Origin of the sequence: Novipirellula methanifontis, from assembly GCF_052161655.1 — a bacterium.
Lineage (GTDB): Bacteria > Planctomycetota > Planctomycetia > Pirellulales > Pirellulaceae > Novipirellula.
Genome location: NZ_CP197418.1, coordinates 2208735 through 2228766, shown reverse-complemented (window position 1 = coordinate 2228766; position 20032 = coordinate 2208735). Strand labels below are relative to the sequence as shown.

Here is a 20032-nt window from a genome sequence, read left to right as displayed (position 1 = left end):
TCGACAGGCTGGAAGCCTATCCCACATTAACAAATCCGCGGTGCGATCAACGACACTGCATCACTTAGCGGCCAAAGATTTTGTCGATGCCGCGACCGAGTTGTTTTTGCAAATAGTTCTCGGCTGAATCCTGGACCGCTTGCACCCCTAATTCCGTCACGACCTTTCGTACTCCTGACGAATCGAGACGAGGACGCGACAATGTGCCTTCGATCGGTAGCGTGACCGGTTGCCCGGCCAGTCCTTGCAGATTGCTGCCCAGCCAACGCGCATCCAGGGGGACCTGAGCAATCAGATTTAGATTGCCGTCAAACGAGACGTTCCCGCTTGTGACCACTTGGGCTCGGTCCACTTCAAAAAACATCCGTTGGTGGCTGACAACGCCGCGATCGACCGTAAAGTCGACGGTTTGTGCCGGCACACGAATCAACGTCGTATCGGTATTCACAGCAGCTTGCGGTGTTCCGATTGATGCGAGCGAACGTAGTTGTTTGATTCCGCCGATGATTTGATTTGCCATCGGACCTGAGTTCATGTCGATCGAGTCGATGTTCAACCGTCCCACGACGCGGCTCTCCTCGGGTCGATCGATGACGACGATGGCTTCATCGATGTCGGCACTTAGCGTTCCATCAATGCGAGTCGTATTGGCCGCCAGCGGCGCCAAATACTTGAGCCAGCGATCGGTCATTTCGGGCGTCAGTCGGATCGATTCCGCCACCCGGCCTGGTTCGACTCGCATCCACAGCGGCCCTGGCCGATAGTGGACATCGCCAGCAATATTTAAACGGCCTTGATCAACCGGGATCGAGGCAGGCGACACGAAAACGCTCGTCTCGGTCAACCGCACCGGAATATTGGATTGGCCAAACTGCACCCCGGCGACTTCGCCAGACTCCCAACCAAGGTTGGCGAGGACACTAATCGCAATGTGCTCGTCAGCTTGACGTTTGACGGCGATTTCGATCGGAGTTTCTTGGACGCCTTGCAATTGAATCTGCATTCCCGCAAGTTCGCTGAGTCGTTTGGCGACCTCCGTCATCTTGATTCGGGCTGGCCCCTTCACCGAAACGTCCCCGAGCGAATCATTCCAAACGGCGTGACCCGTCAAACTTGTCGCGAACCAATCGCTGGACAATTTCAGCGAATCGGTCACCACACCGCCACTGCTTGGGTCGACATGGATCGTCCCATTAATTTTTACATTCGGTTCGGCCCATACGACTCGTGAACCGGAATTCAAACCTGCGGAGGCCGCCGTGTTCGGATTCGCAGCGATGTTCCCCAACGCACTGCGAACAGGGCCAACCAATTGCGATGCCGCACTCGCCTGAGCGGGTTGCACGACAGCGACACCTTTGCCATTCAGTTCGGTTTGGACGGCATATCGACCTTTTTGACTGGTAACAATAAATCGGCCGTCACAATCGCCCATCACTAACCATTCATCGGTCTGGACCGATTGGCCGGGGCGGTAACCCACTTGGCTGATCGCAGGCACAACTCGGTTTGCGACTCGCGTTTTCATGCTGCCTTGGATGCGTTCCAGTTTGGCTTGCCAGGCGATTTCGAGATCCGTTCGCTCCGCATTCCATTCGCCTTCGATGGCTGCGGTCACGGCGTTTCCGACGATCGTCAACGATCGGCAATCCAGCGACGAATTCGTCCAGTCATAGTCGCCACTGAAATGCAATTTGATTTCAGGTTGGCTGAAATAGCGATCCGCGTAGGCCACGTGGGGCTGTGTCAATTCGATCGTCGTTCCGGTCAAGCGACCGCCTGACGAGGAGACATCGGCACGCGCATTCATCGTGAATCCACCATCGAAATCATGCAGTTCCGTTGGCAACCAGGGGCCAAGCGTATCAGCCAGAGCCTCGAGACGCCCGTCGCCTTGGATACGAAGCGGAAATCGCGTGTTCGCATCGGGGTTTTGGATTCCTTGAACAAGTTCTGCTCGCAGATTCAGCCCGCTGCTCGAAAGCGTGGCGTTCGCCACCGACAACGATTCAATCTGGCCGGCTTGCCATTGGCCCACCGCATCGACATTGATTCGCAACGCGGGGTGGCGCAGCCGATTTCCACCAGGCAGTTCGATCAACAGATCCTTGGCGTCGGCATTGCCCATTAAACGCCATTGATCTCCACCGGATGCATTCCACTGGATCTTGCCACGAGCGGAACCGGCTAGCGATGAACTCGACAAGTCGATGATCGGACGCAACATATTGGCCAAGAGACCAAAATCGACTTCGATATCGGTTGCTCCACTTTGCAGGTTGCCTTGTCCGCTTGCCGCCGCAAAGGAACTTGTCAGTTTGAACTGTTCGGCTTGGATCCGGTCTTGGTTACTCGACACGATTGCGGTCATCTCGACCGGGTCGATCATCACCGCTTGGCCTCGCGATCGAGCACGCAGTGTGTCACTTCGCAGAGTTAGTCGTCGCCGTCGGGCATCTTGTGAAGGCAGCGATTCGATCGTCGCCAGGGCTCGTCCGGAAACGAGTTCTGCATCATTTCGAATCGGCAAAACCCCCGGCAGTGCATGGTCCAGTGCCGCCAAATCGACTTCGGCACTTGCGGTCCCTTCGAGTGCATCAAGCCAACGCACTGGATTGTCGCTGGCGCCGACCAATGTGATCGAGGTTGAAAACGCGCCATCGAGTTTCAGCGAAGCAAAATCGGTAGTCGCCACTAATCCCTGACCAATGACACGTTCGTTTTGTAGCGTTAAGCGGCCATCCAGCATCGCCAGCTTGTTGGTCCAACGGCGAGTGTCTTGTTGTAGGTTTGCCGCTTCGAGATTGCGAACTTGGAATTGAGTCACGTCGGCGTCCACCGATCCATCACGGCTGCCGCGAATTTTCAGATTTCCTGTGGCATCGCCTACCAATTGAGCTGGAATCTGATCCGCATACGCACTCATGCGTCTGCGAACCAAGGAGACGACGGATAACGGCAGCGAGTCACACGTTAGATCGATGTTCCACGGTGAGGCTGAACTGGGATTGTCGAGCGAACCAAAATCGAACTCGATCGCTCCTTGCAGTGATCCCTGGCTGCCACGGGGTTCGGCCAGGACGCCGGTAAATCGACTCTGTAATGATTCGTCTCGCAGTTCTAACTTCGTGCTCGCTTGGGATAATCGCCAAGTCTCGCCGCTGGTTGCGTCTTTGACCGTCAAGGTAACGTCGCTGATGTCGATCATCGCAGTCGTGGCGGGGCCATCAGCTTCCGGTTGTTCAAGCAGGATTCTGAGATCCTCTTCGATACTGCTTTGCCCGTCGCGAACATCACACTGGATGTCGACTCCACGCACCAGGATCGCACCAAGATCACTTTTGGTGGTCCCGATCAGGTCCATCACGGTCAATTCAGTATCGAGTTGCTCAACCCTGAATTTGCTGCCCGCTTCACGTCCCTCGATTGTCAAACCGGTGATTCGTAGTGGCGTCACCCAGCCGACACGGATCCCTTCGGCGCTGCCATCAAACCCGTAAGTTGCGGCGGCTCGAGCGACCATCGACCTGCCGACCGGTGAATGGCTCACTAGGCTGGGGGCGGCAAGCACCAAGAATCCAACGAACAGCAGTCCGCCGAGCAGGTAATACCGCCGCCGCCGATTGCGATTTTCGCGACGACGATGCGTTTGTTCCTGCTGCGTTCGCTCGAGTTGGTCGAGCAAAAAGTCGTCGGTGGTCACAGGCACATCCTTGCCGCCAATGTAACGAAGAAGAGAAGATCCGGACCACAGTGTAACGGCAACGTCCCCCAAACCCCAAGATGAGTTTTTGTACCGTTTTTGGCGACTTTTGCTCACCAATTTGGCGGAACTGGTCAAAGTCTAGTACGAATGCTGCCACGCCAGTACTAGAATGGAAGCAACTGGTGCCTTCCTTTGCGGATCTTTGATAGCGGCTGAATCAAATTGATTTTGCCGACCGCGGCCCCGACGAAAACCCTGACGCTTTCTTTTCTTCCGAAGTCGACGGTACAAATCATGATTTACAAGCTTGTGCTTAAAAACGAGGTCCCTGGGCTGAATCGCCGCAGTTGGACGTTCAAGCCGCCGGTGATTTTGGGACGTGATCCCGAATCCAACCTGTGTATCAACCATCACTCGATCAGTCGCCAACATTGCCAATTTTCGCTCAATGGCGACGAAGGCTTGGTGATCAAAGACTTGGGGTCCACCAACGGAGTCTATGTCGATGACAATCGAATCCAGCACCATGTCTTGATGCCGAACCAAGTGGTGCAAGTGGGGGCGTTGGAATTAGAGATACAGTTTTCATCCCCAGATGAACTGGCCGAGTCACAGCAGTATCCTCACGAAGGCAACGTGGATCGGACAGTTCCGCTGCCGGTATACCAGCTCGATGCCCCACCCGAGCCCAAGCCGTGGTGGCGCCGCGTGCTGGGGTGATTTCTAGTCGCATCAGCGAAAGATGAAAATCAATCGCCTCGCCTTGGCCGTTTGAAGTTGCGCTATTGTATTTGCAGGCGAGTTGTAGGCCGGATCAAGGACGCAGGATCATGCCGGATCGGCGCAAACGGTAGCCTTTTCGAATGAGCCTTGGACCGATATAAAATTCTCAATTGCGTCCGCCGATCCGGCATTTACACCGTTTGCTTAATCCGGCCTACTAAAAATCACAACCCGACGCGTAAGCGAGGGACAGCGTCAAATTCAATTTTCCCTCGCTGACGCTTCGGGTTATGATTTGCAAGGAAAAACGCGAATAGCGCAACTTCAAAACTTACGCGTCAACCAATTGCACTTTGTATCCGCGTAACCAATGGCCTAGTCGCTTCGGCGGGGCTGCACAATTGATAGGTCGATGCCGCCAGGAAACGGTTTCGCCAGGGCGGCGAAAGAACTCGGTAGTCCTCAAGTGCCGCCGAACTGAACTTGTAATCGTGCGAATCGTTGCCTTTCAAGAAGACCAAACGGCGTGCATGATCGACGACGTCTTGCGGATTGCCGCCTGCAGACAACAACTGATACATCTGAAGTGACGCCTCTTTCCGGCTTTTGCCCATCGTCTCGAACACCTCGGCAACCGTGGGCGAATGATCGGTGGGCTGCGTTGATGCAAGTTCATCGATACGAGTCTTGTCCAATGCACCACGCCCAGCTGCGGCATCGCGAAACATCGGTAAAAACGAAGCGTTTTGCAGCAACAGTACTTTCCGTGTCTGCTCGTCCGTCGCAGCGGAAAACGCGTGGTGAATCGCGTTCGTGGTGGTGACAGAGTGCAGCGAAACGATCCCTCGCTGACGCATCAACAATTCCCCCGCCGCGGCAAACAAGCCGTTCCAAATCGATTGGACGGCGATGTTTTTCTCAATTAACTCCGCAACCAATTCGCTGGCTTCGATCGGCGAACAATCGTGAAGCGTCCGCACCAGATCTCGCGTGGCAACGTCATCGACCGTTCCTCCGGCGAGCGACGCGGACATGTTTTCCGCGGCGATGTGATTGATCCGTCCAGGCCGATCGGCTTCCAAATCACTCGTCGATGGATTGGGTTCGCCGTTGTGATTCAGCATCGCGTAAACAAGACTTCGCATCACCGGTTCGGCGTACTCCCAGCCGATTGTTTGCAAAGTGCGAAAGGCATTGGACAGATAGATCACTTTATGTCCAATGCTGCGAAAATCACGAGCGGCATACGCGCTGAGCACTTTGAACACACGATTGGCGCCGTAGTGACGGACCAACGAAGTGATCGCGGCATCGGATGCCGATTCGTCCCATCGGTCCAGCGCCGTGCGGAGTGCGTTTTCAGCTTGACCGGCTGCGGGCAGTGCCGATTCCTCGACCGCCGGCAATGTCCAATTCCCTTCACGTATATCGCGTGCTTGCGAGCTTTTAAAGTTGTCGATGGCCCAGAAGATCGGCAACCAACGGTCCTCGTCGGGGCCGCTGATGCTGGCCAAATGAGCCGAATTGACGACCAGGACTGCATGAAACTTGAATCCCACCGAGGGTCGTGGTTCGACATTTCGCACGCCCGCTAGCAACAAGGCAGCAAGCAATTCGCGATAGCTGAGGCCCGCTTTCACTCGCTTCGCGGTCTCTTCGATAATCGATTGCTGAGGCGTTTCTTCTAAGAAGCGTACCAGTGGCTCAATGTCACTAGAAAACCGGGCGATGCCGCGGTCGATCGTGACATCGGCAGCCGAAAGTGGCCCCAAAGATTGCAGCAAGCCGCTGAGTCCTAACCCGGCCGCCGTGGAAGCTAAGAAAGTCCGCCGCTGTAGCACTGACATTTGATTATCTCCGGTAAATGAGTGTTACCTTCGATTGTAGCGAATTCGCCGGCACGTGAGCTACAAATAATCACGTAGCAAAAGTCGCCAAGACGTTTTCGGCAAACACCGGCTGCCGGAACGAAACGGTTGTCTTTGGGGCCTGCGTTCAGAGTGATGTGATGATTTCGTAGAGTTCTTCGGCAGAGGTCGCTCGACGAAGTTTGGCTCGCTTCGCGTCGGAGCCAACCAGCTTGGCGATCTGGGCTAGGTTTCGTAGATGCTCATCGGGCTTGCCGGAGGGACTTACCAGCATGAACACGATCTCGATTGTTGAATTCGTTAGAGGGCAGATGACTTCAGTCTTAGGGCGTCCAACGATGAGAACGGCACGTTCCACTTCGTCTGTCCAGACATGTGGCAAAGCAATTCCGTGACCGAGCAAACTGGTGTAGTCTTCCTCACGCTTCCACATTTCATCGAGAAGGCAGTCCGGCTGGACTCCTGGATTCGTGTTTTTCAATTGGACAATCATCTCACGGTACAAATCAAATAGTTTGTGCTGATCCGAGAGAATGACGTTGCTGGGCGAGAGAGGAATGGTGCTGCGGGTGTCTTCCGATGTCGCGTGATAGACCAACCATGCACGGTCACCGTTGTCGACGACGGAGGGAGGTTTGGTAGTCACTCCGCGCCCGTTGGCAGTCATCAATACATTGGCAGGCGACGGAGTACCGTCGGCAGCTTGAACGACCTCCAACGGTACCGACTCACTATCGGATTGCATCCAGCGGTTCAGCGGGATTTGATCCCACACTTTATCGCCGACCAACAAGTGTGCATTCTCCTCCGTTTCGTATCCAGATGGCTCCCAGCGGAATACGGAACCTTCAACTATCTCGGACCAACGGCGACACAGCATTCGATTGAGGTCAGGATTGGGTGTCAGTGCAATGAGGTTCCCGCAACTGTAAAGTTGAGGATGAGCGTCTGGGACCATCAGCATTGCATCTTCGCTGAGTGCGGTTTGCCCTTCTCGCATCGCAACGCGAACGTCTCTTGCGTTGGTGTCGATCACAACGACTGGAATATCTTGAGTTTTCAAGAAGGAAGCAACCTTACGACCAACGGGGTTTGCGCCAACAATAATCCAACCCGAAGCGACCGGTCGCAGAACACCGAGCAAACCGCCGACCATACCGGCGGTCATCCCTTGCGCGAGTACCGTTCCCGCAATAACCGAATACGTAAACGTTTCCAAAAAGGTTGCTTGCTCCACACCGAGCTGCTTTAGCTGGAGGGTGAACAACGAGGCCATTGACGCGGCGACGATACCTCGCGGAGCGATCCAGCTAAGAAACAGCTTGTCCTTGACCTTTAGCGTGCTGCCGTACATGGAAAAGAAGATGTTCAACGGACGCACCAGTAGTATGATTCCCAGCACCACTGCGGCGATCTTCCATCCATAATCCAGGAATGCGGCGAGATCGAGGTTCGCTGCCAGGAGAATGAAGAGCAGCCCGATTAGAAAGTCTTTGAGTTCCACTTTGTACGAAACGATACTGCGCAATTGCGGAGTTTTTCGACTACCGAGAACGAGACCAGCGACCGTCACGCTCAACAGGCCACTTTCAGAGATCACAAGATCGGCCAATCCGAAATTTAACATGGCCATCGAAAGCACGAAGATATTCGTGTGATCTTCTCGAATCCAGCCACGTCGCATCACCAGATCAAGCAGAAAGCCGAACGCCATTCCGAACATGGCGCCGGCAAAGAATCTCATCAGAAATTCGGTGACGACAACCTGATGACTACCGTCGGTGATAACATAGAATTCGTAGCACAGCAGAGCGATGAATACTCCAATCGGATCAATCAGCACGCCTTCCCAGTGCAAGATGTGGTGTAGACGTTCTCGCACACGAATGCGGTGCAAGAGCGGTCCGATCACAGTAGGCCCCGTCACGATGACGAGGCTCGCAGCAAGGAAACAGAACGCGGGATCAAATCGGAACAACGTCCAAATAAGTAGCGTGCTTCCGATCCAGGTGACAAGAACCCCGATCGTGAGAACTCTACAAATCTCTTTGCTCGCTGACCGGTAGCCTTTCAAATCAAGAGTCAGCCCGCCTTCAAAAAGAATGATTGCAACCGCCAATGAGATGATTGTGCTCAGCCCACTACCGAGGTCCGATGGGTTCACGATTCCAAGGACCTGAGGGCCCGCAATCACGCCGCCGATGAGTAGCACAACGATTGCTGAAACTTGTAAGAATCCAGCCAGCGTGAACAGACAGACGCCCAAGGCGGCAGCGACCGTGAACGTCGTGAGGATTTCGTTGGAATGCATGTTGTGAGGCCTGATCCGTTAAACGCTAATCTTGAATGCGAGGCCCCGTCTGATTTTTCAGTCGCTTGCACAACTCGACGTGCCCAATGGAGCTATCGGGCAGAGCAAACCGCGAGCTGACGTCTCTCTTAGACAACATGATGTCCTTGGCCGTTTGAATTTCGAAATGTAATTGGCCGATGTGGGTCGGTAACGGTAACGACCTTTCAAGAAACGAGTTCTTGCTGGGATTCAATTGTGACCGAGTCGTCGACGAAAAAATCGATGACTCCCGTCTTGACGTCGTACATCGCACCGACGACCAGTACTTCCCCAGCATCGACTGCGTTGCGGATTGCGTGACTGCGATTAACGATTTCGCGAACCGTACGCTGGACGTTCTTCTTGGCAATCCGATCAACACATTCATCCATTGCGTCCGGATGCATGGTCGCGACCCCCCGACATTCATTGACTTCCACCGATTCTTGAATCTCAGAGACGATCGCATGCAGGTGCGGACGACTGCTAGCCTGCTGGGTATCATTTGGTTGGTCCAAAAATTTTACCGACGAGGATATGGCACCGCAATGTGTGTGCCCCATTACGAGCACCAGCTTTGCACCGGCAACGGTAACCGCGTACTCGAGACTGCCCAGAGAGTTCGTGCCGATGACATTGCCAGCCACACGCACACTGAAGATGTCGCAGATGCCGAGATCGAAGACCAGTTCGGTGGGAACACGCGAATCGATACAGCTCAGCACTGCGGCGAGCGGAGGCTGCCCACCGGCGGTAGTGTCAATGGGCCGTCCGTAGCCACGTGAAATTCGACGATCCGTATGAAACCGCCTGTTGCCATCGGCAAGGATTTCGAGCACTTGTGCTGGGGTCAGGCTATCTTGAAGTTCTCGGGTTGAGTAGTCCGCGAATTGAATTTCATCATGCAGATCGTACTGGTCGCGAAAGCCGCGCAAGCCGACACTCAATCCGCGAGCAGGACCGGTTTCCTCTTTGAATTCCCGAATCAAACTCAAAACATCAGGATCAATGTAGTCGGACTCCGACGCGTCCAGTAGCAATTTCGACCCCGGCTTTGATTGATTGAAAATCGTGTCCAACGCTGCACGATTGAGAAAGCTGACTTGATTCGCTAGTTCTACATGCACCACGTCGCCGTCAATGTGCGTCTCAACGATTCGGCGAATCGGACGGCGCAGATTGCTGTTTAGAATGAACAGGACACTGACGACCAGCCCAATCACGATTCCAATCAGCAGATCGCTATACACGATTGCGACAACCGTGATGATGAATGGCGCAAATTGATACCGGCCCTGTTTCCACATGGTGCGGAACAACTCGGGACTCGCCAGCTTGAATCCGGTGTAGATCAAAATGGCTGCCAACGCCGCCAGCGGGACCATGTTCAGATAGACGGGAAACAGCCCAACGCAAACGAGCAACAAGACACCGTGAAGGATTGCAGACCGCTTTGAAACCGCGCCCGCGTTGATGTTGACCGAGCTGCGGACAACCACGGATGTCACCGGAATCCCGCCGATCAGTCCGGCGACCACGTTCCCTGCACCTTGTGCCCATAATTCACGGCTGCCTGGAGAATTGCGGCGACGCGGGTCCAGTTTGTCCGAGGCTTCGAGATTAAGAAGCGATTCCAACGAAGCAACAATGGCAATGGTCACGCCAGCGACGTAGACCGCTGGGTTAGTCCACTGGGAAAAGTCCGGGGACGTAAAAAAACTGCCAAATTCCGAGAAACTATCGGCAATCGGAATCTGGACCAAATGACTCGTACCAATCGACCATTCGCTGCTAAACCGCGAAAACAGAAACTGTAATCCAACCCCAAACAGCACGACGACAAGTGGGGCTGGAATGCCTGAGTTTTTGAGCGGTTTCAAGCGAGCCCAGAGCACAAGCAGTGCAAGCGAGGCAAGCCCGACAACGGCCGCTCCGAAATGTACCTCGCCTTGGAAGATCGTTGCGATTTCGGAGAACGTCGTTTCGTGGTCCGGCTGCGAGAACGACATTTCACCTTCGGGATCGGTGTCGTGGCCGAGTAAGTGGGGAAGCTGTTTGAGAATCAGGATCACTCCAATCGCTGCCAAAAGCCCCTTAATCACACTTGACGGAAAAAATGCAGACAACGCCCCCGCTTTCGCAATCCCAAGCCCGATTTGAATTACTCCCGCGACAACAACCGCAAGCAACAGCGCATCAAAAGCGCCAAGGTTCGCAATCTGTGCGGCAACCACAGCCGTCAGACCTGCCGCTGGCCCGCTGACGCTGGTATGCGAACCGCTCAGAGCACCAACCACAATTCCGCCAACGATGCCAGCCACGATTCCAGAAAACAGGGGTGCACCCGAGGCAAGTGCAATGCCAAGACACAATGGCAAGGCCACGAGAAAGACAACGAGTGATGCTGTAGAGTCTCGAAAGACATTGCTTGCCAGAGATGTCGGGGCGTTTGTGTCATCCATGCATGATTCCATCGTGAGTCCAAGTTAGCGTCTGCGTCAATTGCTGTTGCCGCCGGAATTACCGCGGTGGCGTTCTAAGTTTGCGCCCACGGCGCAACGCAAAGGCTGTGCCGCGATGTTGGGTACTCTGCAAGGCTCTCGTTTGTCTGTTAGCGTATGGGAATTCCGTGTCTTAACGTTCGGGGATCGCTTTTACCCGTGAATAACAAGCAACCTAGGACTGACACCCATCCTGGTCATTCCCCACAAATCGAATCCCTGGTCAGCTTGTTCGACTGTCCATTTAATGTCGTTTGCAAAACAACAGTCAGCCTCCGAGCGTTAGCCCACGGTTAACGGATTGGAATCAGACGCTAACGCGTTGCGGCTGATTAGATCGACAGCCAGTTGGTCCAACAGAAATCCAAGTTTTGAAAATAAGTCACTTACCCCAACCAATGTCGAAATTTAGTCTCGGCGATTGAATTTCTTTCACGCCCTCTTTAAAGGAGTTGTCGATGAGATTGCGAAGCAGGCTGAGCTTCATACACGCTGTCACGGGGCTGGCATTGCTGTGCCTTGGTTTTTCGGGGGCCTGGCACGTACTCCAGTTGCAGAAGCGTAACTCGGAGATTCTCAGCAATAACGTTGCGAGCATCCGTGCCGCGGAGGAACTGGAATTGATTGTTCGTGAAATGCGCCACGAACTTGACCGATACCTGCTGACCAAAGACCGAGAGTATTTGCTGCTTGCGATACAGAATCAAGACGCCGCCAACGAATGGATCAACAGAGCGGATGGGTTGGCGGGAGGCGACGACGAGAAGGCACTGGTGGCCGTCATTCGCAGCGGCATCGACAATTACTTTGCCCAACTACACCAACTGGTCGATGATCCCGACTCGCAAATTTCTTCAGAACGAGTCGAGGCATTGGAAGAAGAAACACTGTCGAAACAAGTCTTGGTTGCCTCGCGCCAGTATCTCAATTTGAACGAAAGTGAACTTGAAGAGAGTAGTTTGCGAAGCGGATCGATGGCATTGAAACTGTCTTTGGCCATGGCATTGCTCGGAGCCTGTGGTGCCGCCGTCGGACTGGTGGCTGGCTACGGCGTGGCCCGCTCGATCAGTCGTTCAATGTACTTACTTTCTGTTCCTATTCGCGACGTTGCGGGGAAGTTGGATACGGTGGTGGGGCCAGTCGAAGTATCCGCCGACCCCAGCCTCCAGGATTTACAGCAGGTGCTTGAGACGGTATCCACACGAGTCGGCAGCGTGGTCGAGCAACTTCAAAATAGGCACAAGGAAGTGATCCGCGCCGACCAGCTCGCTGCTCTCGGGAAACTTGGTGCAGGGTTGGCGCACGAACTTCGCAATCCGCTGATGTGTATGAAAACACTCGTTCAATCGGCTCGTCACAATAAGTCAAACCTTGACGCGGACGATCTCGCGGTTTTGGATGATGAAATAACTCGTGTCGATAAACTGCTGCAAACGTTTCTTGATTTTGCCAAGCCATCCTCACTTGTTTCGAAGCCGGTTGATCTTCGAGAGATTGTTCAGCAAACATTCGCTCTCGTCACGAGCCGAGCCGAGGCACGAGGGATTGAGGTGACCCGTTCGATGCCAGATGATGTGATGACGGTTCAGGGCGATGCAACGCAGTTGCGGCAAGTGCTTTTGAACCTAATACTCAATGCTTTTGACTTCATTCCCAACAGTGGAAAAGTGGATGTGACGGTCGCCGCCGACCATGACCTGTCGTCTGAAACGTCGAAAAAGGGTACAAGCTCCAGTTGGGTTAGCTTAAGTGTTGCGGACAACGGTTGCTCATTGCCCGAGGAGTCGGAGCGAATCTTCGAGCCTTTCTTCAGCACCAAAGAACTCGGACTCGGTCTTGGACTGCCCATTTCCCGGAAGATTATCGGCGATCATGGCGGCACACTCAAAGCGAGAAATCGTGACGAGGGCGGGGTAATCTTCACAGCAAGATTGCCTGTCTTGCACAGCACACAACAAGTCGACCGATAAACGAAACAAACGCCGTATGCATCCACTTTTGATTCCCGCCATCGCTACAGGTCAACTCGCACGCACACTCGCACACACGCACACTCGCACACTTGCACTCGCACTCGTTACCAGCCGCTGCGAGACATCCACGATGGAATACTCATCGCCAGACGGTTGGCAGGACTTTGTCTGAGTCGCATCGGACCTTCTCCGCCGATGTCAACGTTCTTACCGAAGACTTGAAGGGGACGGTTCGCTACACCGCAGACGACTATCGGCGGATGGTCTACATGGGAACCAACTTTCAAGTTATCCGCACGGCGATGGGGCGATTCGGTGTTTCTGGCGGCCGATCCATGGACTTGCTTGACGCCACTGAGAACCTATCCGAAAACCGGTACCGGAAGTTGTCAAGACTTTCGATTAAGCTCTTTCGGGGCCGAAATTCTTGACGAATTCCGCTACGGCAGAACCAGTTTTCGGAGAGGTTCTGAACTTTCCAACCAAAGGTTTCAGGCAACCTTCCCGCGTGGAACGAAACTCTTGGCGAGTTTCGCTACGGATATGCCCAACATTATGCGGCGCGTTGCTTTTGGCTTGTCTCACGCAAACGTTGCTGCAATGCGTCGACGGTTCGCTGAGTTGCACCTTGATGCTCGGAAATCACTCGGCGTGCAGCTCGGCCTAATGCGTCGGCGCTGGGGATGTCGGTCAGGCAACGCTCGACAAATTGCCTCAATTGCTCGGCATCGGCGACGCGAACAGCACCTCCGGCCTCGATCAACTGGTTGGCGATTTCTTTGAAATTCTTGGTGTCAGGGCCGAAGGAAACCGCACTGCCATAGGCACCGGGTTCGAGCATGTTTTGGCCACCACGAGTCCCAAAGCTGCCACCCACCGTGGCAATCTGGCTGACGCCCCACCAATGTCGAAGCTCGCCAATCGTATCGACAAGGATCACGGTATCCGCCGACCAACTCGTTTCGTGCAACGACCGATCGACCGAACGTCGGTGAACGTTCAGTCCTGCGTTGGAAACCAGATTAGCCACGGCATCAAATCGTTCGACGTGACGCGGCACCAACACCATCCGCAGTTCGGGGTGCTCGGAAACCAACGACTTGTAAATCTTGATGGCCATGGTTTCTTCGCCCGGCTGGGTGCTGCCAACCACCCAAACTCGATTCCACGGATCGACGCCTGCCCATTGGCTGCGGGAATGGACGTCGACTGTTTCGCGACTGGACGGCGCGTTATCAAACTTGATCGAACCGGTCATTTCGATCCGGTCAGCCGCCGTTCCACAGGCGACGAAACGCTGTGCCGCTTGTTCGTTTTGGGCGCCGACCCACGCGAGCCGTGCAAACGTCGACTGAGTCAAGAAAGCAAAACGCTGGTATCCTGCGGCACTTCGCTGGCTCAGCCGTGCATTGGCAACCATCACCGGACAACCTTGATTTGTCGCGATGCGGATCAAATTAGGCCACAGCTCAAGCTCGGCCAACACAAGCATTTCCGGTGCCAGATTCCGTAGCGTTCGATTGACAGCCCAAGTAAAGTCCAGCGGACAAAAGAAGACTCGTTCCGCACCGTACTGCTTCACAGCCAAGTCATAACCGGTGTCAGTCGAAGTGCTGACGACAATTTGATGTTCGGGGTGCGTCGCTTCTAAACGCTTGATCAGCCCACTGATCAGGTTGACTTCGCCGACGCTGACCGCATGCAGCCAAATAGCTGGCTTGCCCGTTGTCAACGACTCCGCGTGTAACTTGGAGATGCCCCAAAGTTTTTCGCTGACGCCGCGGCGGTAGCGACCGTGCCTAAGCATGCGATACAAGACCACAGGCGAAAGCAGCAGCAACGCGGTGGCGTAGAGCAGGTTGGCGAACATCGGAATCCTTTCCGAACGAACATGATTAGTTTGCAGCAGGATGCGTCGATGACGCCTCACTCATTTTCGAGCGACGTGAGACCGATCGACTAACAAATGTCGTCTTCGCTCGACGAACGCACGTGTTTTCCATCGCAACTTTTGCGGAGCAAAACGCGACTTTGATAACTAAACAACCGGGCCGCTCTTTCGCATGCAGCACGATTTGTACTTTTTGCCGCTGCCACACGGGCAGGGATCGTTACGTCCAACACGAGGCTCGGAGTGACGCACCGGATCGGGACGTGATTCGTTGTCCTGGTTGCTCGATTCGGCAGCTCGCTGAGCGGGCGAATCAAGCTCCTGGCGTGGCGCACTCGGTGCATTGGGATCGTTGCGGCTAGTAGTCGCTTCCACCCACGTACTACGGATGAATTCTTCGTTGAACGATTCCATACGGAAGATCAAATCGGTTACACGTTCACCAATCGACTCCCACATCGAGTCAAACAAACGCATGCCTTCGCGTTTGTATTCGACTTTGGGGTCGAGTTGAGCGTAGCCTTTCAAGCCAACACTGCTGCGCAGATGGTCCATCGTCAACAAGTGATTCTTCCAAGCTTCGTCCACGATGCTCAGCAAAATCTGGCGTTCCATCCGTCGCATTTCGGGATAGAAACGGTCATCTACTGCACCATCCACCGCCAACGACAATTCGTGGCGGTTCATTCGCAACAAGTCTTCTTTGATCGCACGGTAATTAAACTCGGCCTTCAACCAATCGGCGAACTGCTCGAGGCTGCCGTTTTTGCCCGAGGCGACGGCCGCCGTGGTGTCTTTCGGTGCTTTACCGAACAACTCGTTCAACTTGCTTTGCGCGACGTCGTTTTTCTCTTTCGCAGCACCACCGGCCTTGCGACTGAACTCGACGAGTTGAGTCTTCAAATCATCACGATTTAGCCGCACTTCGTCGGGAGTCAGCTGGGCACCAAAGCGATGTTGCACCCAATCGACCAACCCTTCGCGGTCGAGCGAAATCTGAGCACCTTGTTTCTCGGTGAAGCGAGAAATGCCGGCAATAACAGGATATTCCGCTTCTTTCTGCGTGTAAGCTTCCTCGGCACGCTTGTACAGCGATTCGCTGACCTTACGCAGGTCTTCGACATCACGGAATTCGTCCGGAGTCGTTTCGATTCCGAATTTGTGACGCATCCAACCGCACATGGTTCGCAAACCAAAGTCGGCGTCCAGGAACGGTTCCCCCTCAGTTAGGTCGACCGTGCCGATTCGCTCGTGGGCCTTTTGAGTCAGTTCATCGGTCAGCTCGTCACGATCAAACTTTTTCAATTGGTGTTCTTGGTAATTTGTGCCAAGCCGGGTGTTGGCCCAGTTCGTCATCGCCTTCCAATTCCACTCATCTTCCATCGATTGAGGAAGATTCTCTTCGATGATCTCGTGCACGGTAACTTCCGCTGCACGTTCGGCTTGATCCACTGCGTAGACCTTCGCCATCTCGAAATCCATGTTCTGGAAATCGCGTGACTCGAGTTGGCAATCAAGTTGGCTGCCGGCGTAAGCAGCAAACGTATCGAGACCGTAGTTGGGATCCAGGAACGTGTTGACGAACTTTTCGATTTGAGCATGGATCAATTCTAAGATCATGTTGCGTGAACTATGACCGTCCAACAAGTTTTGGCGATAGCGATAAACTCGCTTGCGTTGCTCGTCCATCACTTCGTCATAATCGAGCAAGCTCTTACGAATTTCGTAGTTGCGTTCTTCGACCTTTTTCTGGGCCGATGCGATGCGGCGAGTCACCATCGAATGCTCGATCGCTTCGCCTTCTTTCATGCCCAAGCGTTCCATCATGCTCTTGACGAAATCACCCGCAAAGATCCGCATCAAGTCGTCTTCCAACGACAAAAAGAATCGGCTCGAACCGGGGTCGCCTTGACGACCACAACGACCGCGAAGCTGCAAGTCGATTCGGCGTGATTCATGGCGTTCGGTACCGAGCACGTACAATCCGCCAAGATCGCGAACCACGTCACCTTCTTCGCTCATCTTTTCGCGTGCATCAATCTCTTCGACCAACGCGTTCCACTCATCGTCCGGCACTTCCAAACGAGTTGGATATTTGTGTTGCAATTGTGCCCACGCCATCGTTTCCGGATTACCACCGAGCACAATGTCGGTACCACGACCGGCCATGTTCGTCGCGATGGTGACGGCGGTGATACGTCCCGCTTGCGAAACGATCTCTGCTTCACGACCGTGGTTTTTCGCATTCAAAACATCGTGCTTGATGCCGCGACGCTCGAGCAATTCGGAAAGACGCTCGCTCTTTTCGATACTGACCGTTCCGATCAATACCGGACGTCCGCTGCGTTCGATCGATTCGACCTTGCTCATCTCGTACGTCTCGGGATTCTTTTCTCCCTTGGCGATGATCACGACTTCATTTTCGTCGCTCTTTTTAATCTCGCCCCAAACTTCGCTGCCATCCTTTAGGTTGATGACATCCCATTTGTGAGCCCGTTCGACTTCGTCAGCGAGCGCTTTGAATTTGTCTTTCTCGGTAAGATAAATCAAATCGAGATGTTCGATCCGCTGCATCTCACGGTTGGTCGGAATCGCAACGACATCGAGCCCATAAATCTTCATGAACTCGGTCGCTTCGGTCATTGCCGTACCGGTCATCCCGGAAAGCTTCTTGTACATCTTGAAGATGTTTTGCAGCGACGCGGTGGCGAACGTTTGTGTTTCTTGCTTGATCGGCACGCCTTCTTTGGCCTCGACCGCTTGATGAAGTCCGTCGCTCCATTGGCGACCTTCCATCAAACGCCCGGTGAATTCGTCAACGATGATAATTTGGCGATCTTTAACGACGTAGTTGACGTCCAACTTGTACAGGTAATGTGCTTTGAGCGAGTTATCGATCAGGTGCGGCCATTCCATGTTGCCCGCGGTGTAGAAACTCTCGACTCCCGCCAATTTTTCGGCCTCGCGGACCCCTTCGTCGGTCAACGTGACGTTGTGTTGTTTTTCATCGACCGTGAAGTGAGCTTCTTTTTTCAATTGCCGCGCGACGCGATCCGCATCGGCGTAGCGACCGAGATCCAGATCGGCTGGGCCGCTGATGATCAGCGGGGTCCGTGCTTCATCGATCAGAATGTTATCCACTTCGTCAATGATCGCGTAGTTCAGCGGTCCTTGGCATTGTTGAGCTTCCTTCGGATAGCGATCGTCACCCTTGGCGGCCGGACGCATGTTGTCACGAAGGTAGTCAAAGCCGAATTCGTTGTTCGTTCCGTAGGTGATGTCACAGGCGTACGCGGCTTGCTTTTCTGCCGTCGACATGCCCGATTGGATCGCGTTGACCGTCAATCCCAAGTTCATGTACAGCGGTGCCATCCACTCCATGTCACGACGTGCCAGGTAATCGTTGACCGTGATCACGTGAACGCCCTTGCCTTCGATCGCGTTCAGGTACGCCGGCAGCGTCGCCACCAACGTCTTACCTTCCCCGGTCACCATTTCGGCAATATTGCCATTATGCAGCACCATCCCGCCGATCAGTTGGACGTCGTAATGACGCATGCTGAGGAATCGCTTGCCCCCTTCGCGACAGACCGCGAAGGCTTCTTCGAGGATATCGTCAAGCGTTTCACCATCGCGGAGCCGCTTGCGAAAATTTTCGGTTTGCTGGCGGAGCTCTTCGTCGCTCATCGCCTCGAATTTAGATTCCAGCTCACCGATGGCCTCGGCCCGTTGGCGGAGCTTTGCCACATGGCGAGCATTCGCAGAACCGAAAACCGAGGTGATACTGCGTTCCACAGCACCAAAAGCGCCACCGAAGATGACGCCACAAATATCAAAAAGTCGTTCGAAGAAAGACATATTTTTCGTCGGGGTAAGGTCGTATGCGATTCGGGGGAATCGCAGTATCTGGATGAACACGTCTCAACAACACAGGCTCAAATTGCCCACCACGAGAGCAGAACCCTGTGTACGTTTGATCCGTCGTCGCGAGCGTCAATATGACACTTTTGCTGGTCAAAATGAAGGTTGTGGCAAATCCAGGACCGAGCCGGAAGCCTCCATGCAATCATCGCGGCGCACGTTACAAAAACGCGTACCTAAATGCCGTTACATCCGCAAGTTACGAGTTTAGTGAAGATGGGTCAACTGCGATTGTTTTTTCTATCCGCGGTTCATTATTGGCCGACATCGCTCGAATGGCCAAAACGATGCCAAAAACGACGATCCCATAGATTGCTAGCACGACGTTCATAAGGCCCCCCTGGATTAGGGTGGTCAGTAAAACAGGGAAAAATGACTCGCCAAAACCGGAAATATTGCTAGGAGTTCCGCTCGGTTCAAACTGGAATCCCGTCAACTTCGACGCAAACGTCGTCGAGACAATGCCGCAAAGGAAATCAAGCATTCCTCCGATTGGCACTGCAACCGAGATCAAGACTCGCGTTCCATACGTAATACCAAGGGTCCATTTTACAGACTTTTTGTGTCGCCACGCAGAGCTCGCCGTCCGCCAATCCAACCAGGTGTACAAAACACAAAAAATGGCGATCCCGGTCACCATTGCGGCAATTTGATGGTTATTGGTAACGGCCATCCCCAGCAAAAAGCTTGGGATCGCACTCAAAACGCAGACAAACGTCCAGCGAATCGCAATTCGCCAAATTGGAAGCGGTTGGCGGAGTTCCGCTAGCAAGTCGCCATTGGAATGATGATGGACTTCATCCGCATCCTGCTCCACCACGTCGACCGGGGCGTAAGGGTTCACACGGGTCGCGTGTTCCGTCTGGGGCGCGTGGTCCGTCATGAAATTTCGATCCAAAAGTGCAGTTGTAAATCATTTTCAGCCAATCGGAGGCGGCTCAAACAAAGGAAAGTATTCACCATCGCCTTCCTTGATAAGTTTAGAGAGAATTCACCCCCCGCCGGAAAATCGTTCGACGCCGTGCCAGTCAACTCCTAGGATAACATCCATTCGAGTGATTCGTTCTCAATGCGCCCTGCCGATGGATCCGCACAGGCGATTGAGCGTCCTCGATCG

9 protein-coding genes are annotated in these 20032 nt (G+C 54.0%); 2 read left to right on the top strand and 7 right to left on the bottom strand.

Features of this window, described 5'->3' with window-relative positions:
* Nucleotides 1-64 precede the first annotated feature (64 nt).
* Complete coding sequence (locus tag SH528x_RS07800) at nucleotides 65-3703, bottom strand: hypothetical protein (protein ID WP_442509956.1); 3639 nt, start codon at nucleotides 3701-3703, stop codon at nucleotides 65-67.
* Between the two features lie 297 nt (nucleotides 3704-4000).
* Here SH528x_RS07800 and SH528x_RS07795 point away from each other — a divergent pair, with 297 nt between their 5' ends.
* Nucleotides 4001-4426 (top strand): FHA domain-containing protein, encoded by a 426-nt coding sequence (locus tag SH528x_RS07795; RefSeq protein ID WP_442509955.1) that lies wholly within the window; start codon nucleotides 4001-4003, stop codon nucleotides 4424-4426.
* Between the two features lie 341 nt (nucleotides 4427-4767).
* Here SH528x_RS07795 and SH528x_RS07790 read toward each other — a convergent pair whose 3' ends face one another.
* The 3 genes from SH528x_RS07790 to SH528x_RS07780 form a co-directional block, all read right to left on the bottom strand.
* On the bottom strand, nucleotides 4768-6276 hold the full coding sequence (locus SH528x_RS07790) for a hypothetical protein (protein WP_442509954.1): 1509 nt from the start codon (nucleotides 6274-6276) through the stop codon (nucleotides 4768-4770).
* A 148-nt stretch (nucleotides 6277-6424) separates the two neighbouring features.
* Nucleotides 6425-8608, bottom strand: a complete 2184-nt coding sequence (locus tag SH528x_RS07785) for a cation:proton antiporter domain-containing protein (RefSeq protein ID WP_442509953.1) — start codon at nucleotides 8606-8608, stop codon at nucleotides 6425-6427.
* Between the two features lie 206 nt (nucleotides 8609-8814).
* Entirely contained in the window at nucleotides 8815-11091 is a 2277-nt protein-coding gene (locus SH528x_RS07780) for a bifunctional SulP family inorganic anion transporter/carbonic anhydrase (protein WP_442509952.1), read from the bottom strand.
* 497 nt (nucleotides 11092-11588) lie between these two features.
* Here SH528x_RS07780 and SH528x_RS07775 point away from each other — a divergent pair, with 497 nt between their 5' ends.
* Nucleotides 11589-13100, top strand: a complete 1512-nt coding sequence (locus SH528x_RS07775; RefSeq protein ID WP_442509951.1) for a sensor histidine kinase — start codon at nucleotides 11589-11591, stop codon at nucleotides 13098-13100.
* Between the two features lie 556 nt (nucleotides 13101-13656).
* Here SH528x_RS07775 and SH528x_RS07770 read toward each other — a convergent pair.
* From SH528x_RS07770 to SH528x_RS07760, 3 genes are all read right to left on the bottom strand, one after another.
* Nucleotides 13657-14973 (bottom strand): 3-deoxy-D-manno-octulosonic acid transferase, encoded by a 1317-nt coding sequence (locus SH528x_RS07770; RefSeq protein WP_442509950.1) that lies wholly within the window; start codon nucleotides 14971-14973, stop codon nucleotides 13657-13659.
* A 168-nt stretch (nucleotides 14974-15141) separates the two neighbouring features.
* Complete coding sequence (gene secA, locus SH528x_RS07765) at nucleotides 15142-18852, bottom strand: preprotein translocase subunit SecA (protein ID WP_442509949.1); 3711 nt, start codon at nucleotides 18850-18852, stop codon at nucleotides 15142-15144.
* Nucleotides 18853-19114: 262 nt separating this feature from the next.
* Nucleotides 19115-19798 carry a hypothetical protein gene (locus SH528x_RS07760; RefSeq protein WP_442509948.1) on the bottom strand — a complete coding sequence of 228 codons (684 nt, stop codon included), beginning with the start codon at nucleotides 19796-19798 and terminating at the stop codon, nucleotides 19115-19117.
* Nucleotides 19799-20032 lie beyond the last annotated feature (234 nt).